Annotated in this window: 23 protein-coding genes; 16 read left to right on the top strand and 7 right to left on the bottom strand. The window is 73.3% G+C overall.

What is annotated here, in order from left to right; genetic code table 11:
- Positions 1-618: 618 nt before the first annotated feature.
- The gene (locus ACFXPX_RS37450) at positions 619-822 is read left to right on the top strand and encodes a hypothetical protein (RefSeq protein WP_380644644.1); all 204 of its coding nucleotides are present in this window, start codon (positions 619-621) and stop codon (positions 820-822) included.
- Between the two features lie 273 nt (positions 823-1095).
- Positions 1096-1764, top strand: a complete 669-nt coding sequence (locus ACFXPX_RS37445; RefSeq protein WP_380644643.1) for a hypothetical protein — start codon at positions 1096-1098, stop codon at positions 1762-1764.
- 78 nt (positions 1765-1842) lie between these two features.
- On the opposite strand, the gene ACFXPX_RS37440 is transcribed toward ACFXPX_RS37445, so the two are convergent.
- On the bottom strand, positions 1843-2145 hold the full coding sequence (locus ACFXPX_RS37440) for a DUF3040 domain-containing protein (RefSeq protein WP_380530183.1): 303 nt from the start codon (positions 2143-2145) through the stop codon (positions 1843-1845).
- Positions 2146-2248: 103 nt separating this feature from the next.
- Positions 2249-3598 carry a nucleotide disphospho-sugar-binding domain-containing protein gene (locus tag ACFXPX_RS37435; RefSeq protein WP_380644642.1) on the bottom strand — a complete coding sequence of 450 codons (1350 nt, stop codon included), beginning with the start codon at positions 3596-3598 and terminating at the stop codon, positions 2249-2251.
- A gap of 437 nt (positions 3599-4035) precedes the next feature.
- On the opposite strand from ACFXPX_RS37435, the gene ACFXPX_RS37430 reads away from it, so the two are divergent.
- Both ACFXPX_RS37430 and ACFXPX_RS37425 read left to right on the top strand, forming a co-directional pair.
- On the top strand, positions 4036-5901 hold the full coding sequence (locus ACFXPX_RS37430; protein ID WP_380644641.1) for a glycosyltransferase family 4 protein: 1866 nt from the start codon (positions 4036-4038) through the stop codon (positions 5899-5901).
- A gap of 24 nt (positions 5902-5925) precedes the next feature.
- On the top strand, positions 5926-6090 hold the full coding sequence (locus tag ACFXPX_RS37425; protein ID WP_380530174.1) for an FAD-dependent oxidoreductase: 165 nt from the start codon (positions 5926-5928) through the stop codon (positions 6088-6090).
- Between the two features lie 8 nt (positions 6091-6098).
- Here the strand turns inward: ACFXPX_RS37425 and ACFXPX_RS37420 are convergent, their stop codons facing one another.
- Positions 6099-7613, bottom strand: coding sequence for a cryptochrome/photolyase family protein (locus ACFXPX_RS37420; protein WP_380530171.1), 1515 nt, complete (start codon positions 7611-7613; stop codon positions 6099-6101).
- Positions 7610-8143 (bottom strand): DUF4383 domain-containing protein, encoded by a 534-nt coding sequence (locus ACFXPX_RS37415; RefSeq protein ID WP_380530168.1) that lies wholly within the window; start codon positions 8141-8143, stop codon positions 7610-7612. Before ACFXPX_RS37415 ends, ACFXPX_RS37420 begins: the two co-directional genes overlap by 4 nt.
- A gap of 194 nt (positions 8144-8337) precedes the next feature.
- On the opposite strand from ACFXPX_RS37415, the gene ACFXPX_RS37410 reads away from it, so the two are divergent.
- The 9 genes from ACFXPX_RS37410 to ACFXPX_RS37370 all read left to right on the top strand — a co-directional run bounded on the left by ACFXPX_RS37410 (position 8338) and on the right by ACFXPX_RS37370 (position 13935).
- Complete coding sequence (locus tag ACFXPX_RS37410; protein ID WP_380644640.1) at positions 8338-9018, top strand: sigma-70 family RNA polymerase sigma factor; 681 nt, start codon at positions 8338-8340, stop codon at positions 9016-9018.
- Positions 9015-9500, top strand: a complete 486-nt coding sequence (locus tag ACFXPX_RS37405) for a DUF427 domain-containing protein (protein WP_380530162.1) — start codon at positions 9015-9017, stop codon at positions 9498-9500. The genes ACFXPX_RS37410 and ACFXPX_RS37405 overlap by 4 nt, the downstream gene beginning before the upstream one ends.
- A 238-nt stretch (positions 9501-9738) precedes the next feature.
- Positions 9739-9957, top strand: coding sequence for a hypothetical protein (locus tag ACFXPX_RS37400; RefSeq protein WP_380530159.1), 219 nt, complete (start codon positions 9739-9741; stop codon positions 9955-9957).
- Positions 9951-11000, top strand: a complete 1050-nt coding sequence (locus ACFXPX_RS37395) for a MerR family transcriptional regulator (protein WP_380530154.1) — start codon at positions 9951-9953, stop codon at positions 10998-11000. The genes ACFXPX_RS37400 and ACFXPX_RS37395 overlap by 7 nt, the downstream gene beginning before the upstream one ends.
- Before the next feature lie 10 nt (positions 11001-11010).
- Positions 11011-11352: a glycosyltransferase gene (locus tag ACFXPX_RS37390; RefSeq protein WP_380644645.1), complete on the top strand. Its 342-nt coding sequence runs from the start codon at positions 11011-11013 to the stop codon at positions 11350-11352.
- Positions 11352-12215 (top strand): 5'-3' exonuclease H3TH domain-containing protein, encoded by an 864-nt coding sequence (locus ACFXPX_RS37385; RefSeq protein WP_380530191.1) that lies wholly within the window; start codon positions 11352-11354, stop codon positions 12213-12215. Before ACFXPX_RS37390 ends, ACFXPX_RS37385 begins: the two co-directional genes overlap by 1 nt.
- Positions 12209-12832, top strand: a complete 624-nt coding sequence (locus ACFXPX_RS37380) for a PIG-L deacetylase family protein (protein ID WP_380530151.1) — start codon at positions 12209-12211, stop codon at positions 12830-12832. The genes ACFXPX_RS37385 and ACFXPX_RS37380 overlap by 7 nt, the downstream gene beginning before the upstream one ends.
- Before the next feature lie 51 nt (positions 12833-12883).
- Positions 12884-13477 (top strand): GTP cyclohydrolase I, encoded by a 594-nt coding sequence (gene folE, locus ACFXPX_RS37375; RefSeq protein ID WP_380530148.1) that lies wholly within the window; start codon positions 12884-12886, stop codon positions 13475-13477.
- A 35-nt stretch (positions 13478-13512) separates the two neighbouring features.
- On the top strand, positions 13513-13935 hold the full coding sequence (locus ACFXPX_RS37370; protein WP_380530145.1) for a hypothetical protein: 423 nt from the start codon (positions 13513-13515) through the stop codon (positions 13933-13935).
- Between the two features lie 102 nt (positions 13936-14037).
- On the opposite strand, the gene ACFXPX_RS37365 is transcribed toward ACFXPX_RS37370, so the two are convergent.
- Positions 14038-14754 (bottom strand): flavodoxin family protein, encoded by a 717-nt coding sequence (locus ACFXPX_RS37365; RefSeq protein ID WP_380586411.1) that lies wholly within the window; start codon positions 14752-14754, stop codon positions 14038-14040.
- 174 nt (positions 14755-14928) lie between these two features.
- Here ACFXPX_RS37365 and ACFXPX_RS37360 point away from each other — a divergent pair, with 174 nt between their 5' ends.
- Positions 14929-15318 carry a hypothetical protein gene (locus ACFXPX_RS37360; protein ID WP_380530140.1) on the top strand — a complete coding sequence of 130 codons (390 nt, stop codon included), beginning with the start codon at positions 14929-14931 and terminating at the stop codon, positions 15316-15318.
- A 15-nt stretch (positions 15319-15333) separates the two neighbouring features.
- On the top strand, positions 15334-17736 hold the full coding sequence (locus ACFXPX_RS37355) for an SAM-dependent methyltransferase (protein WP_380644639.1): 2403 nt from the start codon (positions 15334-15336) through the stop codon (positions 17734-17736).
- Positions 17737-17811: 75 nt separating this feature from the next.
- Here the strand turns inward: ACFXPX_RS37355 and ACFXPX_RS37350 are convergent, their stop codons facing one another.
- Together ACFXPX_RS37350 and ACFXPX_RS37345 are read right to left on the bottom strand one after the other, a co-directional pair.
- Positions 17812-19956 (bottom strand): hypothetical protein, encoded by a 2145-nt coding sequence (locus tag ACFXPX_RS37350; RefSeq protein ID WP_380644638.1) that lies wholly within the window; start codon positions 19954-19956, stop codon positions 17812-17814.
- Positions 19953-21755 carry an HSP90 family protein gene (locus ACFXPX_RS37345; protein ID WP_380644637.1) on the bottom strand — a complete coding sequence of 601 codons (1803 nt, stop codon included), beginning with the start codon at positions 21753-21755 and terminating at the stop codon, positions 19953-19955. The genes ACFXPX_RS37350 and ACFXPX_RS37345 overlap by 4 nt, the downstream gene beginning before the upstream one ends.
- Positions 21756-22122: 367 nt before the next feature.
- Here ACFXPX_RS37345 and ACFXPX_RS37340 point away from each other — a divergent pair, with 367 nt between their 5' ends.
- Positions 22123-23727, top strand: a complete 1605-nt coding sequence (locus tag ACFXPX_RS37340; protein ID WP_380644636.1) for a sialidase family protein — start codon at positions 22123-22125, stop codon at positions 23725-23727.
- Positions 23728-23734: the final 7 nt, after the last annotated feature.

Raw genomic sequence — 23734 nt, 5'->3', positions numbered from 1 at the left:
CTGCCGCTCGTGATCCGACAACACCAGCTCGGCCAGCCTCGGCCCAGGACGTCCCATGCACTGACCAACGACGGATCAAGGACTCAGGACACTAGCCACAGCGGTGTAGACGGTAGGGCACCGGGCATCCACGAAACAGTGTCTCCACCTGTGAAAGGACCTTCCATGCGCGTTCTCCGTATTACGTCCGCCGCGCTTCTCGGCGTGCTCGTCTCCGTCGGCCTGGCGGCTGAGCCATCGTCGGCAGCTGGTATGTCCCCGCAGGCCGGCATCAGGGGGCACGTCGTCGCCCAGGACGCCGCGCTGCAAAGCAGCTACATCGATAACCGTGCAGTTCCGTCAGACCAGAAGGTGTACTCGCCCCGCGGGGACTGCCAGCGTGCGCACCAGCGGATTCAATGCTGAGGTGCGGCGGTTTCACGGCCGCAGTTCGAGGGACTGTCAAGCGGCCGGATCTTGGACGGTCGCGGGAGCGGAGTCGCACCAAGGTGTTGGCCTGCGGTGGGGACGGCGGGGCGAAACGCGCCGCCCCGCAGGGCGGAACCCGCAGGACGGTCCCGCGCCCTGTTGGCGGGTCACCGGGTGCGGTGGTGCCCGGCGCCGGAGCAGGGTGAGGTGGTGGGCATCCTCGTGGTGATCGAGCAGCCGCAACAGCCGGACCTCCTGGTCGTGCACACCGCTGGCTCCGACCCGGACGCGCCCGGTGACCCGCTGCCGGTGACGGCCTGCGGGATCGAGACCGTAAGCATGATCGTCGACCCGTGGCGACCGTCCGGACCGGGCTCGCGCTGGTACCCGCCCGAGCACGCCGGGCACGTGTGACCGCGATGCGAGCGGGCCGTCCGGTCGATGTGAGCGCCAGCCCCGCGGCGCCCGGCTCGCGGGCTCGGGCCCGCCTCGTGGGTGGCGCCCGTCGGCGATGGCCCGGGTTGTGCGTCTCGGGTCCGGCGGGCGCCACGGGCAGCCTATCCGCCCTGGCCTGCGGCGGGGAGCGAGGCAGATCCCGTGTCTTGGCGGGGCGAAAGCAGCGCTTTGGCGGGGCGAAACCCGGCGGCGGGGGCGTGAGCGGGATGGCGTCGGCGGGGTTCACCGGTCATGACGAACCTGATCCCCCTGTCCGACGACCAGCAGCACTTCGGCGGCGGACACAGCGACGGCGGCGGTGCGGTGTCGGTCCTCGCCGCCGAGCGGGCCGCCTTCGAGGCTACCCGTGCCGCCCGCGCGCGGCATGACTCGGCGGAGGCAATGGAGGTGGCGCGGGCCGACGCACGGTACCGGGTACGGGTCGAGGCCGCGGTGGGGATCGCGGCGGCCGCGGCCAGCCGAGCGGCCACGTGGGTGGAGGAGCTGGCCGCGCGGACCGGCAGCCGGCGCCGGGCCGGGTACGCGGCCGCGGTGCTCGCCTGCGGGCGGGACCTGGACCCCGGGGACGACGAGGACGGCGGCGTACACCCAGACCTCGCCTTCGTCCTCAGCGGGCTGATCCTGGTCGACGAGAACGGCCTGGCCGAAGGCGAAGGCCTCGCCCTGGCCGCCGCCGACGGATCGCCCTGGCGATGCCCCGCACGATCACCGTCGACAACGACCCGGACGGCCAGCTGCCCGAGCTCGCCCACCACCTCGACCGGGCCGTCGCCGGACGGCGCGCAGCGCCGTAGTGTGCATGGCCGGCCCCGGGCGGCGCCGCCCGGGGCCCACGGGCGCCGGGAAGGTGGGCAAAGGGGCGGGCCACAAGCCCTTGCGGTCACGCGGACCTGTGGCTGAACTGCGGTGACGGAGTTCGCGCAAGCCCCCGGCTCGTGGCGGCCGTTCGCGGGAACGCGGGAACGCGGAGCGGGCAGGTCAGACCGTGCGAAGTGCCGCGAGTCGCCGGAAGACGAGCGCCATCATGAGTGCGCCTGTGGCTGCACCCGCTGCGGCCATCGGCGTGGCCGGTCCGCCCGTGCTCGCACACAGCGCGGCGAATGCGGTCAGGGTGGCCAGCGCTGCGGCCAGGGCGGCGAGGAGCCGGGGGCGGTGACCGATCCGCGTCAGGATCGAAGGCCGACGCCCGAGCAGACGGTCGAGAGCCGGGTCGTCGCGGCGTAGGTGCTGCTCGATGCCGTTCAGCAGGTGTCGCTCTCTGTCGGTCAACGGTGCGTTCACGGTGCTGCCGCCTCTCATCCGCCGGTCCTCGTCCAGCCTCCGCCGGTCCTGGCGCGTCGCCAGTCGCAGCGTTTGGCACATCGACCGTTGCGGGGCGCGGTGTTCAGCGGTGGGAGGGCATGTGCCGCAGGAGGGAGGACGCCGCCCACTCGGGGCCCCGCGGGCGCACACGGGCGCTGAGCTCTGCGGTGCCGCGGGCCTGTCCGTCGAGCAGGGCCGCGACGGCGGTGCCGGCGGATTCCGGTGTGAGCGTGTTGGGGTCGAGGCAGCGGCCGAGGGCGGCGCGTTCGGCGTCGTGCGCGATGGCGAACTGGTCGCTGGAGAAGGGCAGCACCAGGGCGGGCACGCCGGCGTGCAGGCACTCCGTGAAGGAGTTGTTCCCGCCGTGGTGGACCATGGCGGCGGCGTACGGGAGCAACTCCTGCTGCGGAATGGCGGGTGCGACCTCCAGCCGCCCGGCCGGCGCCTCCCGCAGCAGCGGGTGGGCGGTGAGCTCGGCGAGGTGGTCACCGGCGGCCACGATCACCGAGGCCGGTGTGTGCCGCAGGATCCCGGCGGTCGCGGTGGCCAGGACGTCGTGGCGGGCGGACAGGAACGTCCCCAGGGCGACGAGCGTCAGTGGGCGACCCGCCGCCGTCAGGCGTGTGACCGCGTTGCGCCAGTGCCCGTCCAGCGGGGCGGTGCCGGTGTGCGGCAGCAGGTTGCCCGCGTAGATGGCCTTGGGCCCGGGCGGAGCGGGCGGCAGCCAGGGCAGAAGCGGGTAGTTGAAGACGACGGCGTGCGGTGAGCAGAGCGCGAAGGCACGGCCGGGTTCCGGCCGGTCGGGGGCGTGGCGGCGGGCCGTCGCCCGGAAGACCCGGGTGAAGGACGCGTCGTTGGCCGCTACCGCGGCGCGCAGCCGGCCGAGGTCGGCGGTGTCCGGGCGCAGGGTGTCGGGCCAGGCGTACGGCAGGCCGAAGTGGGCGTCGGGGGTGGCGGGCAGGTAGCTGGGGTGGCCGGGGCAGAACGTGGCGTAGGGCAGGCCGAGGCAGTGCAGGGCGAGGGTGGCGCTGTAGGCGAGCTGGTCGACGAGGTACCAGTCGGGGCGTACCGCGGTGTCGAGGGCGCCGAGCTCGTTCAGGACGCGCTCGGGGTCGGGGAGCATGTCGTCGGCGCGGTGGCGGGCCTGGGTGAGGAGGGTCGCGGTCGGTCCGTGGTGGGTGGCGGCGAGGAACTCGCGCAGGCGGCCAGCCTCGGTGCGGCCCTGGCGGGTCGTTTCGGCGATGCCGTGGTTGGCGTTGCGGGTGACGGCGAGTTCGGCGAAGCCGAGGCCGCTGCGGGCGGCGAGTTCGGCGAACGCGCCGGTGCAGGCGAAGTCGACGCGGGTGCCGTGCCGGGCCAGCGCGGCGCCGAGGGCGGCGAGCGGGCGGGCGTGGGAGTGGAAGGGCGGGCTGATCACGACGACGCGGGCCATGGTGTCCTCCGTCGGGGGCCGTGGGTTCGCGTGCGGCTTCGATGATGCCAGCAATCCCGGGGCAGCCGCGGACCTTGCCGGCCGCGCGACCGCGTCCCTGCCGCTCTCCTGCGGCCCGTGCGGGTGGAGGGGCGCCCGGATCCAATCCGTTCGGCCACCGGTCTCCGAAAAGGAGGCCGGAACGATCCGGCGGCTCGGGAGGACGGCCGATGACACACCACAGCACACCGACCACGACCCCGCAACCGTCGGGGGCCGATGGGGGCGACGCCAGGAGCCTGGCGGCGTGGCGCAGGTGCTACTGGACCCAGGACTTCGCTGCTGTGACCGGTGGCGACCTGCTCGGTCGGCTCGCGCGGGCCGAGTACGGGGGTTCGTGGGTCCACCCCGATGCGGTCCTGTCGGGCTCCGACCGGCGAGCGGCACGGCTTCGCCAGATGGCGCGGCACGAACGGGCCGCCCCGGCATGGATGCTGGCGGCCGCCGGGGCTGCGCCGGACCAGGCGGCGTGGGAGCGGACGGCACTCGCCGAGGCGTGGGAGCGCAGTGCCGGCCTTGATGACGGGCTGACGGCGACCGCGGAGGTCCGTCGGCGCCTGCTGGCCGCCCCCGGTCCGGCGGAGACGGCGTTCCTGCTGGACATCGCCGACGCGAACGCCCTGCGGCCGCTCTCGGCCCGAGAGGTGATCAAGCTGAAACCCGCCGCGCGGGCGCACCTGCACGCACGGTGGCGCTACCTGTCGGGGGTACCGGGCGGTGATCTGGTGCTGCCGAGTCCGGAAACGGCCGAAGACGCCTACGAGCGGCTCCTGCTCGCGGCCTGCTGCGAGCGGGCACGCCCGGGGTCCCCGGCCGGACAGCGGTTCAGGACGGCGTTCGAGGCCCTGACTCAGCACTTCCGGGAATCCCTGGTGGTCGCACAGTCGATGCTGCTGGGCCGCCTCGAGGAGCCGGGCGCCGGACTCAGCGGCGGAATGAGCGTGCTGCTGACCGGACTCGGCGAGGCCCTGACGGCCGACGCACGCGTCGCGCGAGTCCTGACCCTCACCGCCACCCACCCAACTGAGTCACAACACCAGTCGCTGGTGGACGAGTTGAGTCCCGGGCACTGGCTCGTGCGGCTCCCCGTGGACACGCCGGGAACGCTCGATCCCGAGACCGCCGCCGCCCATCGGAGCGCCCTGGCCTGGTGGACCACCCGCGTCTTCGAGCTCCCGGGCGCCCGACCCGACATCACCCACGTCAGGTTCGCCGACGACGCGTCCCTCGCCGTCGCCCAGGCCACGCTGCGCCACGGCGCCAAGCTCGCGTTCACCGTCACCCCCGACCCGCACCGTTCCATGGACGAACGGCACGCCGGCACAGAGCCGGTCCACACCGACGACGCGGGCCGCGCGCTGCGCCTGGACCTGCACCGGGTCTTCGTCGCCGACCGTCTCGTGGCCCGCGCCGACCTGCTCGTGGCCATGCCCGGCCGGTCCGGGACCGAGGAACTCCACACGCACTTCCCGCAGTTGCGGGGCCGCGCGATCCACACGCTGCCCGAAGGCATCGCCCCCTTCCGCCCGGCCCCGCACGATGGCGCGACCGCACGCGCGATGCTCTCCCGGCTGTTCGCAGGCGGTGCGAACGCCGACGGACTGGACTCCGCGGACCGCGAACTGCCGCTGCTCCTGTGCGTGGGACGGCTCCACCCGGTCAAACAGCAGGAGCAGCTCGTGCGGGCCTGGATGCACGCCGGCCTGCACAACCGCTCGACCCTGTTGCTCGTCGGCGGGTCACTCAGGGAGCCGACCGCCGTCGAATCGGCGGTGCGAGGACGGGTGAGCGAGCTGCTGCGGTCGCAACCGGTCGCGATGCGCCGGGCGGCCCTGTGGCCGGCGCTGCCCAACCACCACGTGCGCCTGCTGGAGCGGCTCCTGGCGCAGGGGCGGTCCGGAGCAGCCCTGTACGTGTGCCCCAGCGCGAAGGAGGAGTTCGGACTGGCGGTGCTGGAGGCCATGGAGGCGGGCTTGCCCGTCGCCGCCCCGCGCCGCGGCGGCGCCTCCCACTACCTGCGTGACGGTGTCAACGGACGGCTCCTGGTCACCGAGTCGCCGCAGGGCCTGGCCGCAGGCCTGCAGTCCCTCCTGCGCACACCCGCGCCCGAGCTGGCGGCGATGGCGGCGGCCGGGGCGGCGACGGTCCGTGACCGGTTCGGCGTCGACACCATGGCCGAGTCCCTCGCGCACGCCTACCACGCCACCTGCCCGACGGGCCACCACCGCCCGCGGCGCAGCCCGCACTCGACGGAAAGCCGGTGAGCAGGGTGCGACGAGAGACAACCAGTGGACCCGGGCGCGGTCGGCGCGGGCCCGGCCGCGCCGGACCTGACCGCGGCCGGACGGGACGTCATGGTCGTGGAGGCCGCCGACGAGACGGGCGGACGGATGCGCACCGACGCGGTCCTCAGGCACGGATGCTCAAGGGGCGGGTACCTGAGCGGACGTTGAGCGGCGAGCTACGGCGGTGACTGGCCGCGGGCGCGTTCGGCGGCCAGGAGTTCCGGCAGGCCGTCCAGTCGGCGCAGGCCGGCGGCGGCCTGTGCGGTGCGGTGGTTGGCGGCGAGGAGGTCGTGGTGGCGGTGGACGAAGGCCCAGTAGCCGGTGGTGAAGGGGCAGGCACGCTCGCCGAGTCGTTCGGTGGGCCGGTAGCGGCACGGGCGGCAGTGGTCGCTCATCCGGTTCAGGTAGGCGCCGCCCGCCGCGTAGGGCTTGGTGGTGATCAGTCCGCCGTCGGCGAACTGGGACATGCCGACGACGTTGGCGGTCATCACCCAGTCGTAGCCGTCCACGAAGCAGCGGTGGAACCAGTCGGTGAGTTCGCGCGGGTCCCAGCCGTGCTGCAAGGCCCAGTTGCCGAGCACCATCAGCCGGGGGATGTGGTGCACCCAGCCGTGGTCGCGGACCTCGGCGAGGACGCGGGCCAGGCAGCGGGCGGTGACGGCGTCGGCGTCGAGGTCGCGGAACCAGGCCGGCAGCGGCTCGTGGTGGCCGAGGCGGTTGGCGTCGCGGTAGCCCTCGCCGAGGTGCCAGTACAGCTGCCAGACGTACTCGCGCCAGCCGGCGACCTGCCGTACGAAGCCCTCCGCGCTGTTGAGCGGCACCTGCCCCGCCCGGTAGGCGGCCTCGGCGGCGCGCACGCACTCGCCCGGGTCGAGCAGGCCGAGGTTGAGCGGGACGGACAGCGCGCTGTGGGCCAGCCACGGGTCGGCGTGGAGCATGGCGTCCTCGTACCGGCCGAAGTCGCGGAGTCGGTGGGTGACGAAGTGCGCGAGTGCCCGTTCGGCCTCCGCGCGGGTCGCGGCGAAGCGGCGCGGGCCGTCCCGGCCGACGAAGGCGACCTCGCCCGCGCGTTCCCAGCGGTCCAGGTCGGCCCGGACCTGCTCGTCGATCCCGTCCTCCTCGGGCGCGAAGGGCGGCGGCAGTGGGAGGGCGGCGGCTCCCCTGGGCGGTGGCTCGCGGTTGTCCCGGTCGAGGTTCCAGCGGCCGCCGGCCGGGCTGCCGTCCGGTTCCAGCAGCAGGTGCTCGGCGCGGCGCACCCGGTGGTAGAAGTCCTCCAGCAGCAGGCGCCGTTGCCCCGGCTCGCCGGCCCAGCGGCGGAAGTCGGCGAAGGGGACGAGGAAGCCGCGCGGTGGCAGCACCGTCACCCGGGGGAGGCCGTCCACCAGGCCGAGGGCGGCTCGCGAGGTCGGGTGGCACACCGTAATCTGCTGCCGGCCCACCGCCCGGGCCAGGCCCTCCCGGTAGGTGTCGGCCTGGACGTAGCGCACCCGGTCCCCGAGGGCGGCCGCGGCATGGCGCATGGCCGAGAGCACCAGGTGGGCCTTGGCCCGGTGGAAACGCCGTCGGCGCAGCACGGACCGGGCCTCGATCATCACCACCGGGGCGTCCGGGTCCGGGCCGTCCTGCGCGGGGACGCGGAAGTGCGGCCCCAGCTGGTCGCCGAACACCCAGTGCGGGCGCGGGCCGCTCATACCGGACGCCCGGGCAGGAGGGCCCGTCCCGTCCCGCCGGGAAGGGCCGCGGCGCCGTCCCGAAGAGCCGGCCGCGGGTGGCGGTGACGCCAGTAGGGGTTGTCGAGCGGCAGCTTTCCGCTCACCCGCCCGTACATGCCGAAGGTGGCGATCACCAGCCCCATGACGAAACTGAACAGCACGTTCGGCATGCGGAAGGCCAGGATGTTCGCCGACGAGTCCAGCAGCGCCAGGTTGACGAAGCCGCTGAGGACGAACAGCGTGCCCACGGTGATGTTGATCGTGGAGGCGGTGTTCCCGCCGATCAGCGCGCCGACGACGAGCACCACGGCGGTCACCACCGACACGAGACTGAGCAGACCATTGCTGGAGAGACCGGCAATCCTCTCACCGGAGGTGCTGAAGAAGGACAGCCCGTCCACCAGGCCGAGAGCGCCGAACACGAACAGGGCCGCACCGCACAGTCCGGCGCCGGCACGGTAGACCTGGGACAGACGGTGATCGACCGGCAGTTCATCGTGCAGTTTCATGGTCGGCTCCACTTCTCGGTCATCGGGTGGGCGCGAGGCACGCGGCCTCCCCCGCAGATTCGGCCGCCGCAACCGGCCGCAACAGTTGCAGCGGTACCGCACCGTTTACCGGACGGACGGGTTCCCGGCTGGATCAAAACGCTGCACAAACGCTTCGGCTTCTCTCCCGTGCCGAATCGCTGCACCGTGACGGCGTGACCTCACCATGGCAAGGTCGTGTCGGCAGTGCCCCCGGCGGCAGCAGGGTGCCGAAGGCCTCCGATCTACGTCCTCTCGTGGAGCGTTCGGCGCGCGGCGACGAGCGTGCGTTCGAACGTGTGTATCGCACGGTCGCCGCACCGGTGTACGGAGTCGCACTGCGGACGCTGCGCAGCCCCGCACACGCCGAGGAGGTCGCCCAGGAGGTCCTGCTGGAGATGCGGCGCACTGCCGCGGTCTACCGGCCTGAGCGGGGGTCGGTGATGACGTGGGCGCTGACGATTGCGCATCACCGTGCGGTGGATCGAGTGCGCTGCGTCCGGGCGGCTGCCGAGCGGGACCACCGTGTCGCGGCTCGCGGGCCTGTGCCGAGCGATACGCCGGAGGAGCAGGTGGTCCGCTCCCTGGACCGGCTGCGGGTCAGGTCTGCCCTCGCGGAGCTGAGTTCGGCGCAACGCGAGGCGGTGGTGCTGGCCTACTACGGCGGGTACTCACATCGGGAGATCGCGCAGCGGACCCGCGTGCCCCTGGGTCCTGTCAAGACCCGCATCCGCGACGCGCTCATTCGGCTCAGGGCCGCCTTCGACGTTGGCTCCGACCTCCCGTGCACGAGGCAAGCGCGCGCCGGGCTGCGGGCCTGGCCCGGGTCCAACCGTCTGACGGGGGCGGGACGATGACGGTGGCAGGTCGCGGTACGGAGTCGGTGTGGGACTACCCGCGGCCTCCGGCGGTCCGCTCCGCCCGCGGCCGGCTCGTCGAGGTGCGGTTCGCCGGGAAGCTGGTGGCGTCCACGACGCAGGCGGTGCGGGTGCTGGAGACGAGCCACCCGCCGGTGTTCTACCTGCCGCCCGACGACGTCGCCACCGAACTGCTGAGCCCCGCCGACGGTGAGAGCGTGTGCGAGTGGAAGGGCCGGGCCCGCTACTGGGACCTGAGGGTGGGCTCCCGGGCGGCGGTGCGGGCGGCGTGGAGCTACCCGCATCCGCTCCCCGGGTACCGGGAACTGCGCGGCATGCTGGCGTTCTACCCGGGACGGGTGGACCTCTGCACCGTCGACGGCGAGGCCGTGCACGCCCAGGACGGCGACTTCTACGGAGGGTGGATCACCCGGGAGATCACCGGCCCGTTCAAGGGCGGGCATGGCACCTCGGGCTGGTAGGCGACGTGTCGAGCACCGCCGAGTACGACGGAACCGGGTTCCGGTGGCGGTGCGCAAACGCTGCGGCTGGGGACAGGGAGCAGGCAGACGCACAATGGAGACGTTGAACCGCCGGACCTGCGAGGGGCCCGAAGGGCTTCGGGCAGGCCCGAGTTCGCTCCGGGCCGACGCGCACCGTACCGGCCGGGCTCGCATCCAATCGGATCGCCCGCACCACCGCAGACAGCGGGAGGACATCATGACCACCTACCACCAACTCCCCGCCGGCGGGCGCCCGCAGCCCGTGAGCCCGCCCACCGAGACGCCCGAGTGCGAGGCCTCGACCTGCGCGGGCATCTCCACCCCGGAGTCGGTCGAGCTGCACACGGCCTGGCCGGGCTGGATCCCGCTGCTGGTCATCGCCGCCATGGTGGTGTGCTGCGTGGGCTTCGCCGTGGGGCGGATCGCCGGATGGTGACCGTGTCTCCGGGCCACGCTGCCGGACTGCCCGTCGGGGCGGAGCCCGCGGCGTCGGACTCCGTCTCCGGTCCGCTGGAGGACGTGGGGCTGCCGACCGGCGGTGTGGCCCGGCGACTGGGGGTTTCACCCACCACCGTCCGTTCCTGGGAGCGCCGCTACGGCATCGGTCCTGCCCACCGCGAGGCCGGACACCACCGGCGCTGGAACCAGCAGGACATCGCGGTCCTGGAGACGATGTGCCGCCTGACAGCACGCGGGGTACCGCCGGGCGAGGCCGCCCGCGCGGCCCTGGCCGAACGCGACGGCAGTCCGCATCCCGCCCCTGGCAGGCCCGAAGCGAACTCCCGGGGCCGCAACCGGCCCGGCCCCGGCCCGGGTGGAAGCCGCGCCCTGGGGGTCGGGACGGTACGCCCTGAGTGCCGGGGCCTGGCCCGGGCGGCGGTGCGGCTCGACGCGCCGGAGATTTCCAGGATCCTCCGGGAAGCGCTGGAAACGCTGGGGGTGGTCGACGCGTGGACGGACGTCATGATGCCCGCCCTTCGTGCCGCGGGCCGCAAGTGGGCGGCGGACGGCGAGCAGTACGTCGAGGTCGAGCACCTGCTGTCCTGGCACGTCTCCAGTGCCCTGCGGAGCGTGGCCGTGGGCGCGTACACCGCCCGGCGGACAAGGACTGTCCTGCTGACCGCGACTCCCCTCGAACTGCATACCCTCCCCCTGGAAGCGACGGCCGCGGCGCTGACCGAGCGCGCGGTCGCCTTCCGCATGCTGGGCGCGGCCGTCCCGCACCGGGCCCTGCTGGACGCCGTCCACCGGATCGGCCCGGGGGCCGTGATGATCTGGTCCCAGGACCGGCACACCGCGGACCGCGAGCTGGTACGCACGGTCAGCGACAGCGCGTGGGGCCCGCACGGCTCCCGCGGCGGGGCGGTGGTCGTCGCCGCCGGTCCCGGCTGGGCCCGCAACCAGCCGCCGAGCGGCGCAGCCCGCCCCGCCACCCTCGCGGAGGCCGTCGACCTCCTCGAACAGGCCGTCACCCACTGACGCCCGGCCGCTGACCCCGTCCGCGGTACTGCCCTGGCTCGCCCAGGCCGCCGTGGTGATCGTCCCCAGTCACAAGGAGACCTTCGGCCTGGTGGCGCTGGAGGCCATGAGCGTCGGCACCCCGGTCGTCGCCTACCGGGTCGGCAACCTTCCTACCCTGATCGGCCCGACCGGCCACGGCGACCACCTCCTCGTCGACCACGGTGAAGGCCCGGCCGCACTCCACAAGGCGGCACGAACCCTCCTGGAAGATGACATACTGTACGTCGCGACTACACAGACCGTGTATCGGCGGGAGGCTCAGTTCGAGCCCCGCCGAATCGCTGACTTCTTCATGGAGGCGGTGTCGTGATGCCCGAAACCCCAGCAACCCCTGCCCCGTTGCTGCTCGTCGACGGGTTCAACCTTCTGTGGGCCGGCACCTTCGGCTTCCCCGCGCCGATCCACTCCCGCGACAAGACCCGCGAGCTGACCGGCCTGTTCGCCTTCTTCGCCCTGCTGCGCGCGGCGATCCGCGACGACGTCGACGTCGCGCCCCCTGAGGTCCTGGTCGTCTTCGACGGCGAGCACGGCTCCGCCGAGCGCGTGGCCGCCGACCAGGAGTACAAGGCGAACCGGGAGGCGACACCGGAGGCACTCAAGCCGCTGCAGTTCCTCGCCCCGGTGAAGGACGGCTTGGACGCACTCGGGATCCGGTGGGCCGAGGTCGAGAACGCCGAGGCCGACGACGTCATCGCCACCCTCGCCACCCGGGCCGCCGCTTCCCGACCGGTCCTAATCATGTCGCGGGACATGGACTTCTACCAGCTCCTCGACGACCGTGTGCGCATCCTCAACCGCTCCCGGAAGTCGTCCCAGCGGATCATCACTGCCGACGAGGTCGTCGCCCGCTTCGGCGTCACCCCGGCCCAGTGGCCGGCCTTCCGCGCCCTGACCGGCGACAAGTCCGACAACATCCCCGGCGTCCGCGGCGTCGGCCCTAAGGTCGCCGCCACCCTGCTGCGTGGCGGCATGCTGCTGCACGGCCTGCCCGGCTCCGGGCGGCTGACCGGCGCCGAGGGCACCGCGATCACCACCGCCTGGGCCGACGTGCTCCGCTGGGAGGCGATGATCACGGTGCGCCGCGACCTGGACGTGCCCGTCGTCCTCCGCGGCGAGGCCAGCCCCCAGCTGCCGAAGCCCGCCGACGTCGTCGCGAAGCTCGGGCTGTGGTGACCAGCGGCGCCGTGCCGGGCTCGATCCTGGCCGTCTTCGCACACCCCGACGACGCCGAGCTGTGGGCCGGCGCCACCCTCGCCCTCCACGCCAGGTACGCCGTCGTCACCGTCGTCATCCCCCACCGCGATGACGTCCGCGGCGCCGAGGCCCGCAAGGGAGCGGCGGCCCTCGGCGCCGACCTGCGCCAGGTCCCCCGGCTCGACCACGCCACCGTGCAGCAGCAGCTGCTGGAGGCGCAGCCGGAGATCGTCATCACCCACCCGCTGGGCGATGTCCACCCCGAGCACCGGGCGGTCGCCGCCACCGTGCTCGTGGCCGTCCCCGAGCCCCGGATCGCCACTGGCCGGCCGACCCGCTTCTACACCTGCGACACCTACAACTCGCTCACCCTCGACGGGCCGGTGCGCGCCGACGTGATCGTGGACGCCACCGCGACCTTCGACGCCAAGATGGCGGCGCTGCGCGAGCACGCGAGCCAGCCGATCGAGCAGCACTTCGGGCCCATGGCCGAGGCCCTCGGTCGGCTCTGGGGCCCCCGCATCGGCACCCGGTACGCGGAGGCGTTCACCTCCGTGCCGATCCTCGGTTGTCTGCCCGGCGCCACCCACCTCTGATACTCCGCACCTCGCGGCCCCTCCACCGTCAACTCACCCCGAGGGATGACTATGACGTCCATACCCGTGCAAACCCAGCGCCGCCCAGTCGACCGCCCACGCGTCGCAGAGCTGACCCGCCAGCTGTTGCACGCCCTCGACGAAGACCCCGACCGCGACGGCCTCAGGGACACACCCCGCCGAGTCGCCGACTGGTGGGGAGAGTTCCTCGACCACAACCCCGGCCGGCTCGACACCAGCTTCGCCCACGAGCGCCAGTACGGCGACTTCGTCCTGCTGACCGGCATCGAGGCGTGGAGCGTCTGCGAGCACCACCTGCTCCCGTTCCGCCTCGACGTCTCCATCGCCTACGTCCCGGCCACCACCGTCCTCGGCCTGTCCAAGCTGGTACGGCACTTGGAGGCCCATAGCCACGCTCTCCAGCTCCAGGAACGCATCACCCACGATGTCGCCCACGACCTCGCCAAGGCCGCCGGGACCGATGACGTCGCCGTCTACACCGCCGGCGAGCACCTGTGCATGAGCATGCGCGGCGTCAAGGCCACCTCGGTCCGTACCACCACCATGTGCCGACTCGGCCGCACCGAGAGCGACCCCGACCTGGCCACCCGAATCGAACGCCTCGCGCTCCCCGTCCGCCCCTGACCACCTCCCACCCTCGACACACCAGGAACCCCACCGTGCCTGTCCACACCTTCACCCTCACGGCCTCGCTGGGCACCGACGCGGCGACGGCCGAGGTCTGGCAGCAGTTGAAGGCCTCTCCACCGGCCGGCTGCACCTACAACTCCGAGGTCCTCCCCCAGACCCCCGGGCTGCACTGCGAGCGTGCGGCCCACACCCGGCTGGAGGCCGTGTTCGCCGTCGTCGGCGAGGTCGACGCCTCCCACGGCCTCCTCCTGGACGACCTGGGCGTGGAGAACCTCTCCGAGTGGATCGGCGACGACGCGGACCAGCCCGACGGCCTCACCGGGATCTACGCGGCCGACACCGCCGCTCAGGCCCTGCTCCTGGCGATCGACCGCCTCCGGCGCCTTGGTCACACCGCCGACAGCATCAAGGCGTCCATGGACCTGGTCATCGGCAGGTCTCTCACCTCGTGATCACCAGGCCATAGGCATACCGACGCTGGCACCTCAAGACACCCAACCTGCCAGCTCGCGACGGCCGCAGCCACCTGCTCCTGGCTCAATACCGCCAGCGGTTCAGCGGTGCTCGGGGTTCTCGAAGTCGAAGCGGCAGCCGGCGTCCCACTCGGAGCGCTGGTTGCCGTGGGCCGGGATGCCGCCGGCATCCTTGAGCATCCTGGCCAGGTGGAGCTGGTTCCAGGTCATGAAGGTGGTGTTGCGGTTGGTGAAGTCGTTCTCCGGGCCGCCGGAGCCGGGATCGAGGTAGGACGGCCCGGGCCCGGCCTCGCCGACCCAGCCCGCGTCGGCCTGCGGCGGGATGACGTAGCCCAGGTGCTGGAGGCTGTAGAGGACGTTCATCGCGCAGTGCTTGGCGCCGTCCTCGTTACCCGTGATCAGACAGCCGCCGACCCGGCCGTAGTAGGCGTACTGACCCTCGGAGTTGAGGATCGACGAGCAGGCGTACAAACGCTCAATGACCTTCTTCATCACGGACGAGTTGTCTCCCAGCCACACAGGACCAGCTAACGTCAAGATGTCCGCGCTCATCACCTGGGAGTAAATGACGGGCCACTCGTCGGTCTCCCAACCGTGTTCGGTCATGTCCGGCCAGACGCCGGTGGCGATGTCGAGGTCGACGGCGCGGAGGACGTCAACGGCCACGCCCTGACGTTGCAGGATGCCGGTGGAGACGTCGATCAGGCCCTGGGTGTGGCTGCGCTCCGGGGAGCGCTTGAGGGTGCAGTTGATCACCAGGGCGCGCAGGTCGGCGTACGACGTCGTCGGGTCCGGCACGGACTCCTCCTCCAGATGTTGTCGGAGACCCGTCGGCCCACGAGCTCCCCTCCCAGCTCACCAGCCCGACGGAGCGGGCGCTCGCGGAGCTGGGCCGGTTGCCTGACGGCGGGGCCCCGCCCGGGGTCGGGTCGGGACCTCGGCCCCTGTTCGACCGAACGCCTGATCAGTAGCATGAACTCGCCTTCCACCATGGCCCCGAGGGGACGAGTGACCGCCGTGCTCACGCTCACCACGAACAGCCTGCCCGTCGACGTCGTGGACATCGACGTGGACTTCGACCTCACCCTGGCCGGTGACACCGCTGCGGACACCGCTACGGACCTCGCTGCCACCGGGGCACTGCCGCAGAGCCCCATGCCGCAGGTCACCCAGATGGATCCGCTGCCGCCGCAGGTCACTCAGATGGGCTTCGACCTCGACACCACCACCGCCCTGGCGGAGCCCGCACCGCAGGTGGTGCAGACGTACGTCCAGCTCGACCCGCCGCTCCTGGTCGACGCGCTGACTCCGCTGGTCACCGTCGCAGCCACCGAGGGTGCCCACGCCCCCGACACCGTCTGAGGCCGCGCCGCACACATGGACCACGACCTGCCCTCCGGCCATCACTACACCCGCCCCTTCGACCGCTTCCCGTCCCAGTACGAGCACCAGAAGCGGTGGGCCGAACTGACCCGCGCGATCGCCGCCGCCGGCCCGCCCGGCGGTGACTCCGGCCGTTCCGGCCGTGAATCCTGTGATGAATACGGTGGCGCCAAGGGCGAGTTGACGGTGCTCGGCTCGGGCATCGAGGCGGCCGGGTTCACCCGGGCCGACGAGCGCCTGCTCCGCGAGGCCGACCACGTCTTCCACTGCGTGGCGGACCCGGCCACCGTGGTCCGGATCAACGCCTGGCGCCCGGACGCCTACGACCTCGGCGTCCTCTACGACGACGCCAAGGACCGCTACCTGACGTACGTCCAGATGTCCGAGGCCGTGCTGCACTTCGTCCGCGCGGGGCGGCGGGTGGCCGCGGTCTTCTACGGCCACCCGGGCATCTTCGTGCTCTCCTCCCACCGCGCCGTCCGGATCGCCCGCCGGGAGGGGCACCGCGCCGTGATGCGGCCCGGCATCAGCGCCCTGGACGTGCTCTGCGCCGACCTCGGGGTGGACCCGAGCACCCCCGGCATGCAGACCTTCGAGGCATCCGACCTGCTGATCCGCGGCCGGCGCATCGACCCGAGCCTGCACCTGGTGCTCTGGCAGGTCGGCGTCGTCGGCGAACTCGACTACCAGCGCGCCGGGTTCACCAACCGGCACCTGCCCGTCCTGCTGGACCGGCTGGAGGAGGTCTACGGGCCGGACCACACCGTGGTCAACTACATCGGCGCCCGCTACCGCGGCCTCGAACCCGTCACCGCCGAGCACTCCGTCGCCGCCCTGCGCGACCCGGCCGTGCAGCGCACCGTCACCAGCGCCTCCACCTGGTACCTGGCCCCCACCGCCGCCGCACCGGCCGACCCCCAGGTGCTCCGCCGCCTCGGCCTGCTCCAGCCCGGCCAGACCGTCCGCCCGCCCGACGGGCCGCTGCGCACCATCGACGAGTACGGCCCGCGCGAACGCGCCGCCCTCGACGGCTTCGCCGACTTCCGCATTCCGGCTGCGTACCACTGGCAGGAGGACACGCCCGGCGCCCGCTTCGTCCTCGCCCTCGGCGAGGACAGCGCCCTGCGCGCACGCTACGTCCGTGAGCCCGCGGCCGCCGTCGCCGACTGGGCGCCACCGGAGCTCGGCGCAGCCGAACGCGCCCTACTGTCCCAGCGCGAGGACCTCGCCCTCCAGGCCGCCGCCCGTGGCGTACGGCACCGGCCCACCCCGGAGGCCGCGCGGCGGCTGCGTACCCTGCTCACCCGCAAGTCCGAGGCGCGCGCACTGCTGCGGGACGGCATCACGGCCTGGCCGTCGCTCCGCCAGGACCTGGAATCCGTTCTGGACGACGCCCTCTACCCCTGGACCGGCCTGTACGGCACGCCGGACGGCGAACTCTCCGTCTACGTCCTGGGCCGCGCGACCGACCCGCCCCGACACCGGGTCCACATCGACGGCCGCCGGATCGCCGACCCGCGCTACGAGCGCGGCGTGCTGCGCTGGCGCGAGCCGGACGGCAGCGGCGGCGAACTGCGCACCGAGTTCGGCCGGGACGGCCGGCGCCGACTCGTCGGCACCGTCAGCGCTACCGGTGTCGGCGGTACTGCGGGTTCCGTCACGCGCGCTGTCCGCCTGACGGAGTACCCGCTGCCGGAGACCCCGCCGCTCGCCGACCTGGTGGGCGGGTACCGAGCCGGTGGCGTCCGGGTGGACGTGGTGTCCGACGCCCCCGGCGCGCTCCCGCGCCTGCACGTCAGCGTCGACGGCGAACCCGTCACCGCGGCGGTGCTGCTCGGCCCGGCGGGCTTCGAAGTGACGGGCTTCGAGGTGGCGGACTTCGAGGTGGACGCGGTCACCGTCCCCTTCGACCAGTCGCTGCCGGATGTGCCGCCCTGCCTGTACGGCGACTACCGGCTGCGGCTGCCGTCCCGGCCGGACGCCGGCGCCCGGCTGCGGGTCGCGGTGGACGGCGTCACCCTCGACGGACAGCCCGTGCCCAAGGCCGGGTCGAGCGGCCGGCGCCTCGGCTGGCAGGACGGCCCGGCCCCGGTGCCCGGCGCCGAGCTCACCCTGCTGCTCGACCCGATCACCCTCCACCCGATGCTGCACGGCACCGGCCGGTCCGCGGACGGCACGCCGTTCCCACTGGTCGGCATGGTCCCGGTCGAGGCCGAGGCGGCCCGGCGGCTCGCCGCCCGGCCCCGGTTCGGCATCCCACCCGGCCCCTGGGCCCACCTGACCGCGCTCGCCGCCGAGGCCGGCCAGGACGGCGGGCTGTTCTGGTGGCACGGCTGGGAACAGTCGGCCACCGCCCTGCGGACCGTCCAGCTCGCCCTGTGGGAGAGCGAGCGGTAGGCACGCCACCGCGCCGTCGGGCGCGTAGCACTCGGACCCGGTCAGGTCAGGTCAGGTCAGGTGAATCTGGTCGGGTCAATCGTCCAGGTCCTCCCGGTCCAGGCCGTGGTAGGCCAGGACCTTCGTCAGCTCCTCCTCGGCGCCCCGGGCCCGCAGGGACTTGCCGAGCAGCAGGGCCTCCTCCCAGGCCTCGTCCGGCTCGTCCAACAGCGCGATGGCGGCGCGGGCGGACTCCTCGGCGCCCGCCACGTCGCCGAGTTGCAGCTGCACCTCTCCGAGATCGGTGAGCACCGTGCCCCGCCGCTCGGCAGCCTCGGTGTCCGGGTGTGCGTCGAGCAGGGCGCGGGCCGCCCGCAACCGGTCGGCGGCCTCCTCCAGCCGCCCGACGGCGCGCAGGTGCTCGGCATAGGCGATCAGGATGACGACGGTGGGCGCGACGACCGGGCCCGGCACACCGGCCGCACCGAGGAGCCGGTCGAGCACCGTACGGGCCTCCCCCAGCAGGTCGGCGAGGACGCCGTCCACGGGTTCGGCGTCGGCGTCCGGGTGCCGGGCCAGCGCCTCGCCGAGTGCCGTCAGCCCTTCCTCCTCCCGCCCGGCAGCCGCGAAGCCACGCGCTGCGGCGAGCCCCCAGGCCGCGCCCTCGGCACCGTAGCCCAGCCACCAACCGAGGGCGGCTTCGACCTCCGGGCGCGACGGGAGCGAGGACGCTGAGGGCAGCGATGGCAGCACCGGCACCGGCACCGACTCCGACAGCGGAGCCACCGGGCCACCGCCCCGCAGCTCCTGCCCCCACGGGTCCGCGTCCAGCAGGTCGCGCAGTACCCGGGCGCCGGTGCCGCTCCCGCCGTGCATCCGGTAGGCGCGCGCCAGCACCCACCGGCAGGCTGCCGCGTCCACCGTCAGGCCGAGCCGGTCGAGCTCGCGAACGGCTTCCTCGGCAGCCTCCGCGGCCTCGGCGTACTGTTCGTCCGCGAGCAGCGCCGCCGCGGCGGCCGCCCGAGTGCGGGCCGCTCCGGTCAGGTCACCTGCCGCCGTCCGGGCCGCGACCTGGTCGAGCAGGCCGCGGAGGCCCTCCCCACTGCGGGAGTTCAGGTCGCGCTCGAAGACCGACAGCGGTGTGGGCTCGCCGATCGGGCCGGCGTCCATCCAGCCGCGTATTCGGGTGCTCTGGTGGGTGTTGCCGTTGCGGGCGTCGAAGCGTTCCGCGATGCCGAGGGCGCGCTCGCGCAGTTCCACCGCGAGGTCGGCCACGCGGGTGTCCGGGCGCCGCTTCCCCTCCACGGTGGGGAAGCGCAGCACCACGTCGCCGTCGCCGCCGTTCTGTTCCTGGCTGCGGGACAGGACGGCCACGGCGGCGGCCGCGAACTCCATCTCCGTCAGCGGCGTGCGCGGCCGGTCGAGCCAGGAGAGGTGGCGCTCGATCAGGTCGAGTCCGCGCCCGAGGTTGCCGCTGTGCACGCAGAACAGCAGGTTCAGCGCCAACTCCCCCAGGTGGTGCGGGTTGTCGCGGATCCTCCGGTAGGCGGCGCGGTGCGCCTCGACGGCCCGCTCCCCCAGGCCGGAGCGGAGGAACGGCAGCAGCAGCTCGGAGTAGATCAGCTGCGGCTGTTCGGTGCAGCCGGAGCGGACCGCCGACTCGCCGATCCGGATCGCCTCCTCGTCCCGGCCGAGTGCCACCAGGGTCTGCACCTGGCTGCTCGGCACGCAGCCCGCGCAGTCGGAGAGGGCGTCCCGGCGGGTGAGCGCCATCTCCTCGTAGTGGGCCTGGGCCCGCTCGATCTCGCCGATGGACTGCGCGGCCTCGCCGCGGTGCTGGAGGACGGCGTGCATGCTGTGGCCGCCCCGGCGGTAGCGCCGCTCCATGTCCGCGAGCAGGTCCGTCCCCCGCTGCAGCGGGATCTCGGGGTACTGGTAGACGCTGTAGACCATCCACTTGAACTGCCACAGCAGGGTGTGCTCGTGTCCGGAGCCGAAGCGGTGCGGCTCCCGGTCGTAGGCCGCCAGGCACCAGGAGAAGGTGAGGAAGGCCTTCTCCGGCGCCCAGCTGTGCTGGAAGACCGAGGTCGCCGACATCCGCACGTCGAAGGCGAACTCGACCAGGCCGAGCGCGTCGGCGTGCCGGATCACCTCCTCCAGGGCGGCGAACTTCGCCGCCCCCGTGGGCATCCCGAAGGTGCTGTCGTAGAGCCGGCGGAGCTCCTTCTCGGTACGGCTCATCGCGCACCTCCGACGACGGCCCGGCCGATCAGGCCGAGGAAGGACTGGTTGAGGGCCGCGGTGTCGGCCGGGCGCAGCGGATGGTGCCCGAGCAGCAGCGCCTGGGTGTAGAGGCCTTCCAGGCACATGCCCTGGAGCTCCGGGTCGGCCAGCGCGAGGACCTGGCGGGCCAGCGGGTTGCGGTGGTTGAGCACCAGCCGGGGCCGGGGCGGGGTGTCGGCCTGGAAGGTGCCGAGGATCGCCGCCCAGGTCTCGTCCACCTGCTCCCGGGCGCCCTGGACGTCCAGTTGGAACGCGGTGTCCTCGTCCAGGAGGTAGAGCGAGGGCAGTCCGGAGGGCTCGAAGGAGCGGACCAGCAGGTCGCATCCGAGCCGGTCGAGCACCCGGTCGGCCACGGCCAGGAACGGGGCGATCGCCTGTTCGTCGGCCGGGTCGAGGCGCTGCAGGTGGGTGGTGAGGTCGGCGGCGCGCAGCTGCTCGACCTCCAGAGCCCGGTCCACCGTCGCGAGCCGGTCGACCAGCTCGGCGTCGTACACGTAGCCGGCGTTGACGACGGCCAGGCCCTGCGCGGCGGCCACCGGTGCGAGTTGCCGGAACTCGTCCAGCAAGGGGGTGAAGCGCAGCAGGCCGTAGCGGTCGGTGAACTCGGCGAAGGTGAGCGGGCCGACGTTGGTCTCCATCGGCCAGAAATCGGCGACCAGGCGCAGCATGTCGTCGTCGTGCAGCGCCAGCGCCTTGACGCCCAGGTGGTGGACACGCAGGAAGGAGCGCAGTCGGGCGGGCTCCTGGCGGCTCAACCGCACCAGCCAGCCGCGCAGTCGGTCGCCGAGGGCGTCGCGGGTCGCCTCCAGCAGGGAGTCCTCGTAGAGCGCCTCCCGGCTGGCGGTGGGCCGCAGCTCGGAGGTGTCGACGACGCACCGTACGAAGAAGGCCCACTCCGGCAGCAGGCGTTCGGCTCCCTCGGCAAGCAGCATCTGCTTGAGGTACACCCGGTGCGCGGCCGGGACGGCCGGGTTGGCCGGCATCGGCAGGACGAAGGCGACGCCGCGCAGGCCCGCCTCCGCGCTGGCCACGTCGATCACGTCGAAGGGCGCGAAGCCGAAGACCTCCTCGCAGTAGGCCTCCAGGCGGGCGCGGCGGGCCGGTTCGCCCTCGCCTTCGGGGCGGTCCCAGGGGGCGGGGCCGCCGGTGACCGTGGTGCCGTCCACCGTGACCGGGTGCGGCAGCCGGGCGCCGTAGTGGCCGACCAGTTCGGTGACGGCCCGGCGGGTGAGCAGGTGCTCGCAGCCGGGGCGGGGGCGCAGGGTGACGGTGGTGCCGGGCTCCGCGCGCTGCTCGTCGGCGGGCGCGAGCTCGACGGTGTAGCCGCCGTCCGAGGAGCCGTGCCAGCGCACGGTGGGCTCGCCGGCCCGGCGGGTGGTGACCTCGATGGCGTCGGAGACCATGAAGCAGGAGAGCAGGCCGATGCCGAACTGCCCCATGAACTCGTGCCGGGCGAACCCCAGGTCGTCGCGCTTCGAGCTGCGCCCGATCGTCGCCAGCAGCTCGTGCACCTGTGCCTCGGTGAGGCCGATGCCGTTGTCGCTGATGGTCAGCGAGCCGTCGCCGTTGGCGTCGCTGGAGGCGATCGCGATCCGGGCCTCCCGCGCCGCCGCGGCGGCGTCGCCCGGGTGCCGGGCCGTGATCGCGTCCACCGCGTTCTGCAGCAGCTCGCGCACGTACACCTGCGGGCTGGTGTAGAGGTGGTGGCTCAGGAGGTCGACGATGCCGCGCAGGTCGACGCGAAAGGTTCGGCTCAACGGACTCTCTCTCAGGTCGGTTCGGGAGCACCCTAGAACGGGGGTACGACACGGGAAACCGAATATCCGCGCGACGGGCGCCCGGAAGGTCGACCGACCGGGCAGCGGCCGGGGTGCGCTCAGATAACCGCAGGTCAGCGCGGGGACAGCGGCCGATGGTGCGGACTTGGTAAGGGAGCGCACGCGGACCGTTGGCGCGCCCCCTCCGGCTGGTTAGACTCGCGCGGCCGACCGGGCATCGCGGCCGACCGGGCGGGCGACACGCACGGCCGACCGGGCGCCGACTCCCGTTCGGCACCGGAGCAGAGCACAGCGCGGCACCACCCAGGACACCAGGCACGTACCGCCGACGACCATGGGGGTCTCCATGCAGTTCCGCACCAGAGCACCGCTCGCCACCGCGACCGCGGCGCTCCTCCTCGCCGCCGTCGCCGCCGGCACCCCGGCCGGCGCGACCACGGACGGTACGAACCCGCCCGACACCTCGCCCGGCGCACCGCTCGCCGTGATCTCACCCGGCGATCCGTACGCCTCCTGCGACCTCGGCGCGGACGGCGACGGCACCAACCACCCGGGCGCGGAGGACGAACCGTACGCCGCCGCCAACCCGCTCGACCCGGCGAACACCATCACCGTCTACCAGCAGGACCGCTGGTCCAACGGCGGTGCCCGGGGCCTGAGCTCCAGCTACACCACGGACGGCGTGCACTTCACCCAGACGGCGCTGCCCTTCACCCACTGCGCGCCGGGCGGGCTGGCCTACCAGCGGGCCTCCGACGGCTGGGTGAGCTTCGGCCCCGACGGCACCGCGTACGCCAGCGCCCTGGTCTTCGACGCCACCACGCCCCGCAGCGCGGTGGCCGCAGCCACCTCCACCGACGGCGGGCGCAGCTGGCAGCACGTCACCGAACTGATCGGCGACGACGACCCGGCGATCACCGACGACAAGAACGCCGTCACCGCCGACCCGGTGCACCCGGGCGTGGCCTACCAGGTCTGGGACCGGGTGGACCAGACCACCGGCCCGACCCCGGTCTTCGACGGGCCGGGCTACCTGTCCGTCACCCGGGACCACGGCCGGACCTGGACCCCGGCGAAGCCCTTCGTGACCACGGCCACGACGCCGAACACCCAGACCATCGGCAACCAGATCGTGGTCGACCCGCGCACCGACACGCTGTACGACTTCTTCGACTGGATCACCTTCACCGACGCGACCGCCACCACCGTCAGCGACGTGCACTTCGGCATGGTCAGCTCCACCGACCAGGGCCGCACCTGGAGCCGACCGGTCCGGGTCGCCGCCGACACCTCCGTCCCCGAGGTCCACCCGAACGCGCCCACCGACGCCACCAAGTCCCTCCGGGCCGGCGCCGGACTGCCCAGCGTGGCGATCGACCCGCAGACCGGCGAGCTGTACCTCGCCTATGAGGGCTCGGAGTCCACCGGCGGCAGGTACGACGCGATCCAGCTGGTGCACTCCACCGACGGCGGCCGGACCTGGAGCGGCCCGACCCGGCTCAACCAGGCCCCGGGAGCGCCGGCGTTCACCCCGTCGATCACCGTGACGGCCGACGGCACCGTCGCCGTCAGCTACTACGACCTGCGCTACCTCACCCCGGACGACACCACCACGCTGCCCACCGCCGCCTGGCTGCTCAGCTTCCCGCGCGGCGGCGAGAACAGTCCGGTCGAGCGGCGGATCTCGCCGGTCTTCGACTGGCTCCAGGCGCCGTACGCCGGGGGCCACTTCCTCGGCGACTACCAGGCCCTGATCACCGACGGCCACCGGATCCGCCCGGTGCTGGTGACCGCCAACGGCGGCGCCCCGCTGAACTCCACCGACGTGTACAGCGGCCGCTTCCGGCCGGACACCCTGCGCAGCCCGGGTGCGGCCGCAGCGACCACCGGGGCGGCGCGCACCGGGGCGCCCGCCGCCGGCCCGCGCGCCGTGCAGCACCTGCGGCGCTGAGCCGACC

The sequence above is a fragment of the Kitasatospora sp. NPDC059146 genome, assembly GCF_042786665.1.
Classification (GTDB): Bacteria; Actinomycetota; Actinomycetes; order Streptomycetales; family Streptomycetaceae; genus Kitasatospora.
Note: the sequence above shows the minus strand (reverse complement) of the source record. Positions and strands in the feature narration are given on the sequence as shown.

What these genes read in the sequence shown, in the direction of transcription:
- ACFXPX_RS37420 (WP_380530171.1), bottom strand. Translation starts at nt 7,613, where the DNA reads ATGAGCGGCCCGCGCCCGCACTGGGTGTTCGGCGACCAGCTGGGGCCG.
- ACFXPX_RS37360 (WP_380530140.1), top strand. Translation starts at nt 14,929, where the DNA reads ATGAACTCGCCTTCCACCATGGCCCCGAGGGGACGAGTGACCGCCGTG.
- ACFXPX_RS37415 (WP_380530168.1), bottom strand. Translation starts at nt 8,143, where the DNA reads ATGAAACTGCACGATGAACTGCCGGTCGATCACCGTCTGTCCCAGGTC.
- ACFXPX_RS37430 (WP_380644641.1), top strand. Translation starts at nt 4,036, where the DNA reads ATGGCGCGGCACGAACGGGCCGCCCCGGCATGGATGCTGGCGGCCGCC.
- ACFXPX_RS37395 (WP_380530154.1), top strand. Translation starts at nt 9,951, where the DNA reads ATGGTGACCGTGTCTCCGGGCCACGCTGCCGGACTGCCCGTCGGGGCG.
- ACFXPX_RS37435 (WP_380644642.1), bottom strand. Translation starts at nt 3,598, where the DNA reads ATGGCCCGCGTCGTCGTGATCAGCCCGCCCTTCCACTCCCACGCCCGC.
- folE (WP_380530148.1), top strand. Translation starts at nt 12,884, where the DNA reads ATGACGTCCATACCCGTGCAAACCCAGCGCCGCCCAGTCGACCGCCCA.
- ACFXPX_RS37385 (WP_380530191.1), top strand. Translation starts at nt 11,352, where the DNA reads ATGCCCGAAACCCCAGCAACCCCTGCCCCGTTGCTGCTCGTCGACGGG.
- ACFXPX_RS37405 (WP_380530162.1), top strand. Translation starts at nt 9,015, where the DNA reads ATGACGGTGGCAGGTCGCGGTACGGAGTCGGTGTGGGACTACCCGCGG.
- ACFXPX_RS37355 (WP_380644639.1), top strand. Translation starts at nt 15,334, where the DNA reads ATGGACCACGACCTGCCCTCCGGCCATCACTACACCCGCCCCTTCGAC.
- ACFXPX_RS37350 (WP_380644638.1), bottom strand. Translation starts at nt 19,956, where the DNA reads ATGAGCCGTACCGAGAAGGAGCTCCGCCGGCTCTACGACAGCACCTTC.
- ACFXPX_RS37340 (WP_380644636.1), top strand. Translation starts at nt 22,123, where the DNA reads ATGCAGTTCCGCACCAGAGCACCGCTCGCCACCGCGACCGCGGCGCTC.
- ACFXPX_RS37400 (WP_380530159.1), top strand. Translation starts at nt 9,739, where the DNA reads ATGACCACCTACCACCAACTCCCCGCCGGCGGGCGCCCGCAGCCCGTG.
- ACFXPX_RS37445 (WP_380644643.1), top strand. Translation starts at nt 1,096, where the DNA reads ATGACGAACCTGATCCCCCTGTCCGACGACCAGCAGCACTTCGGCGGC.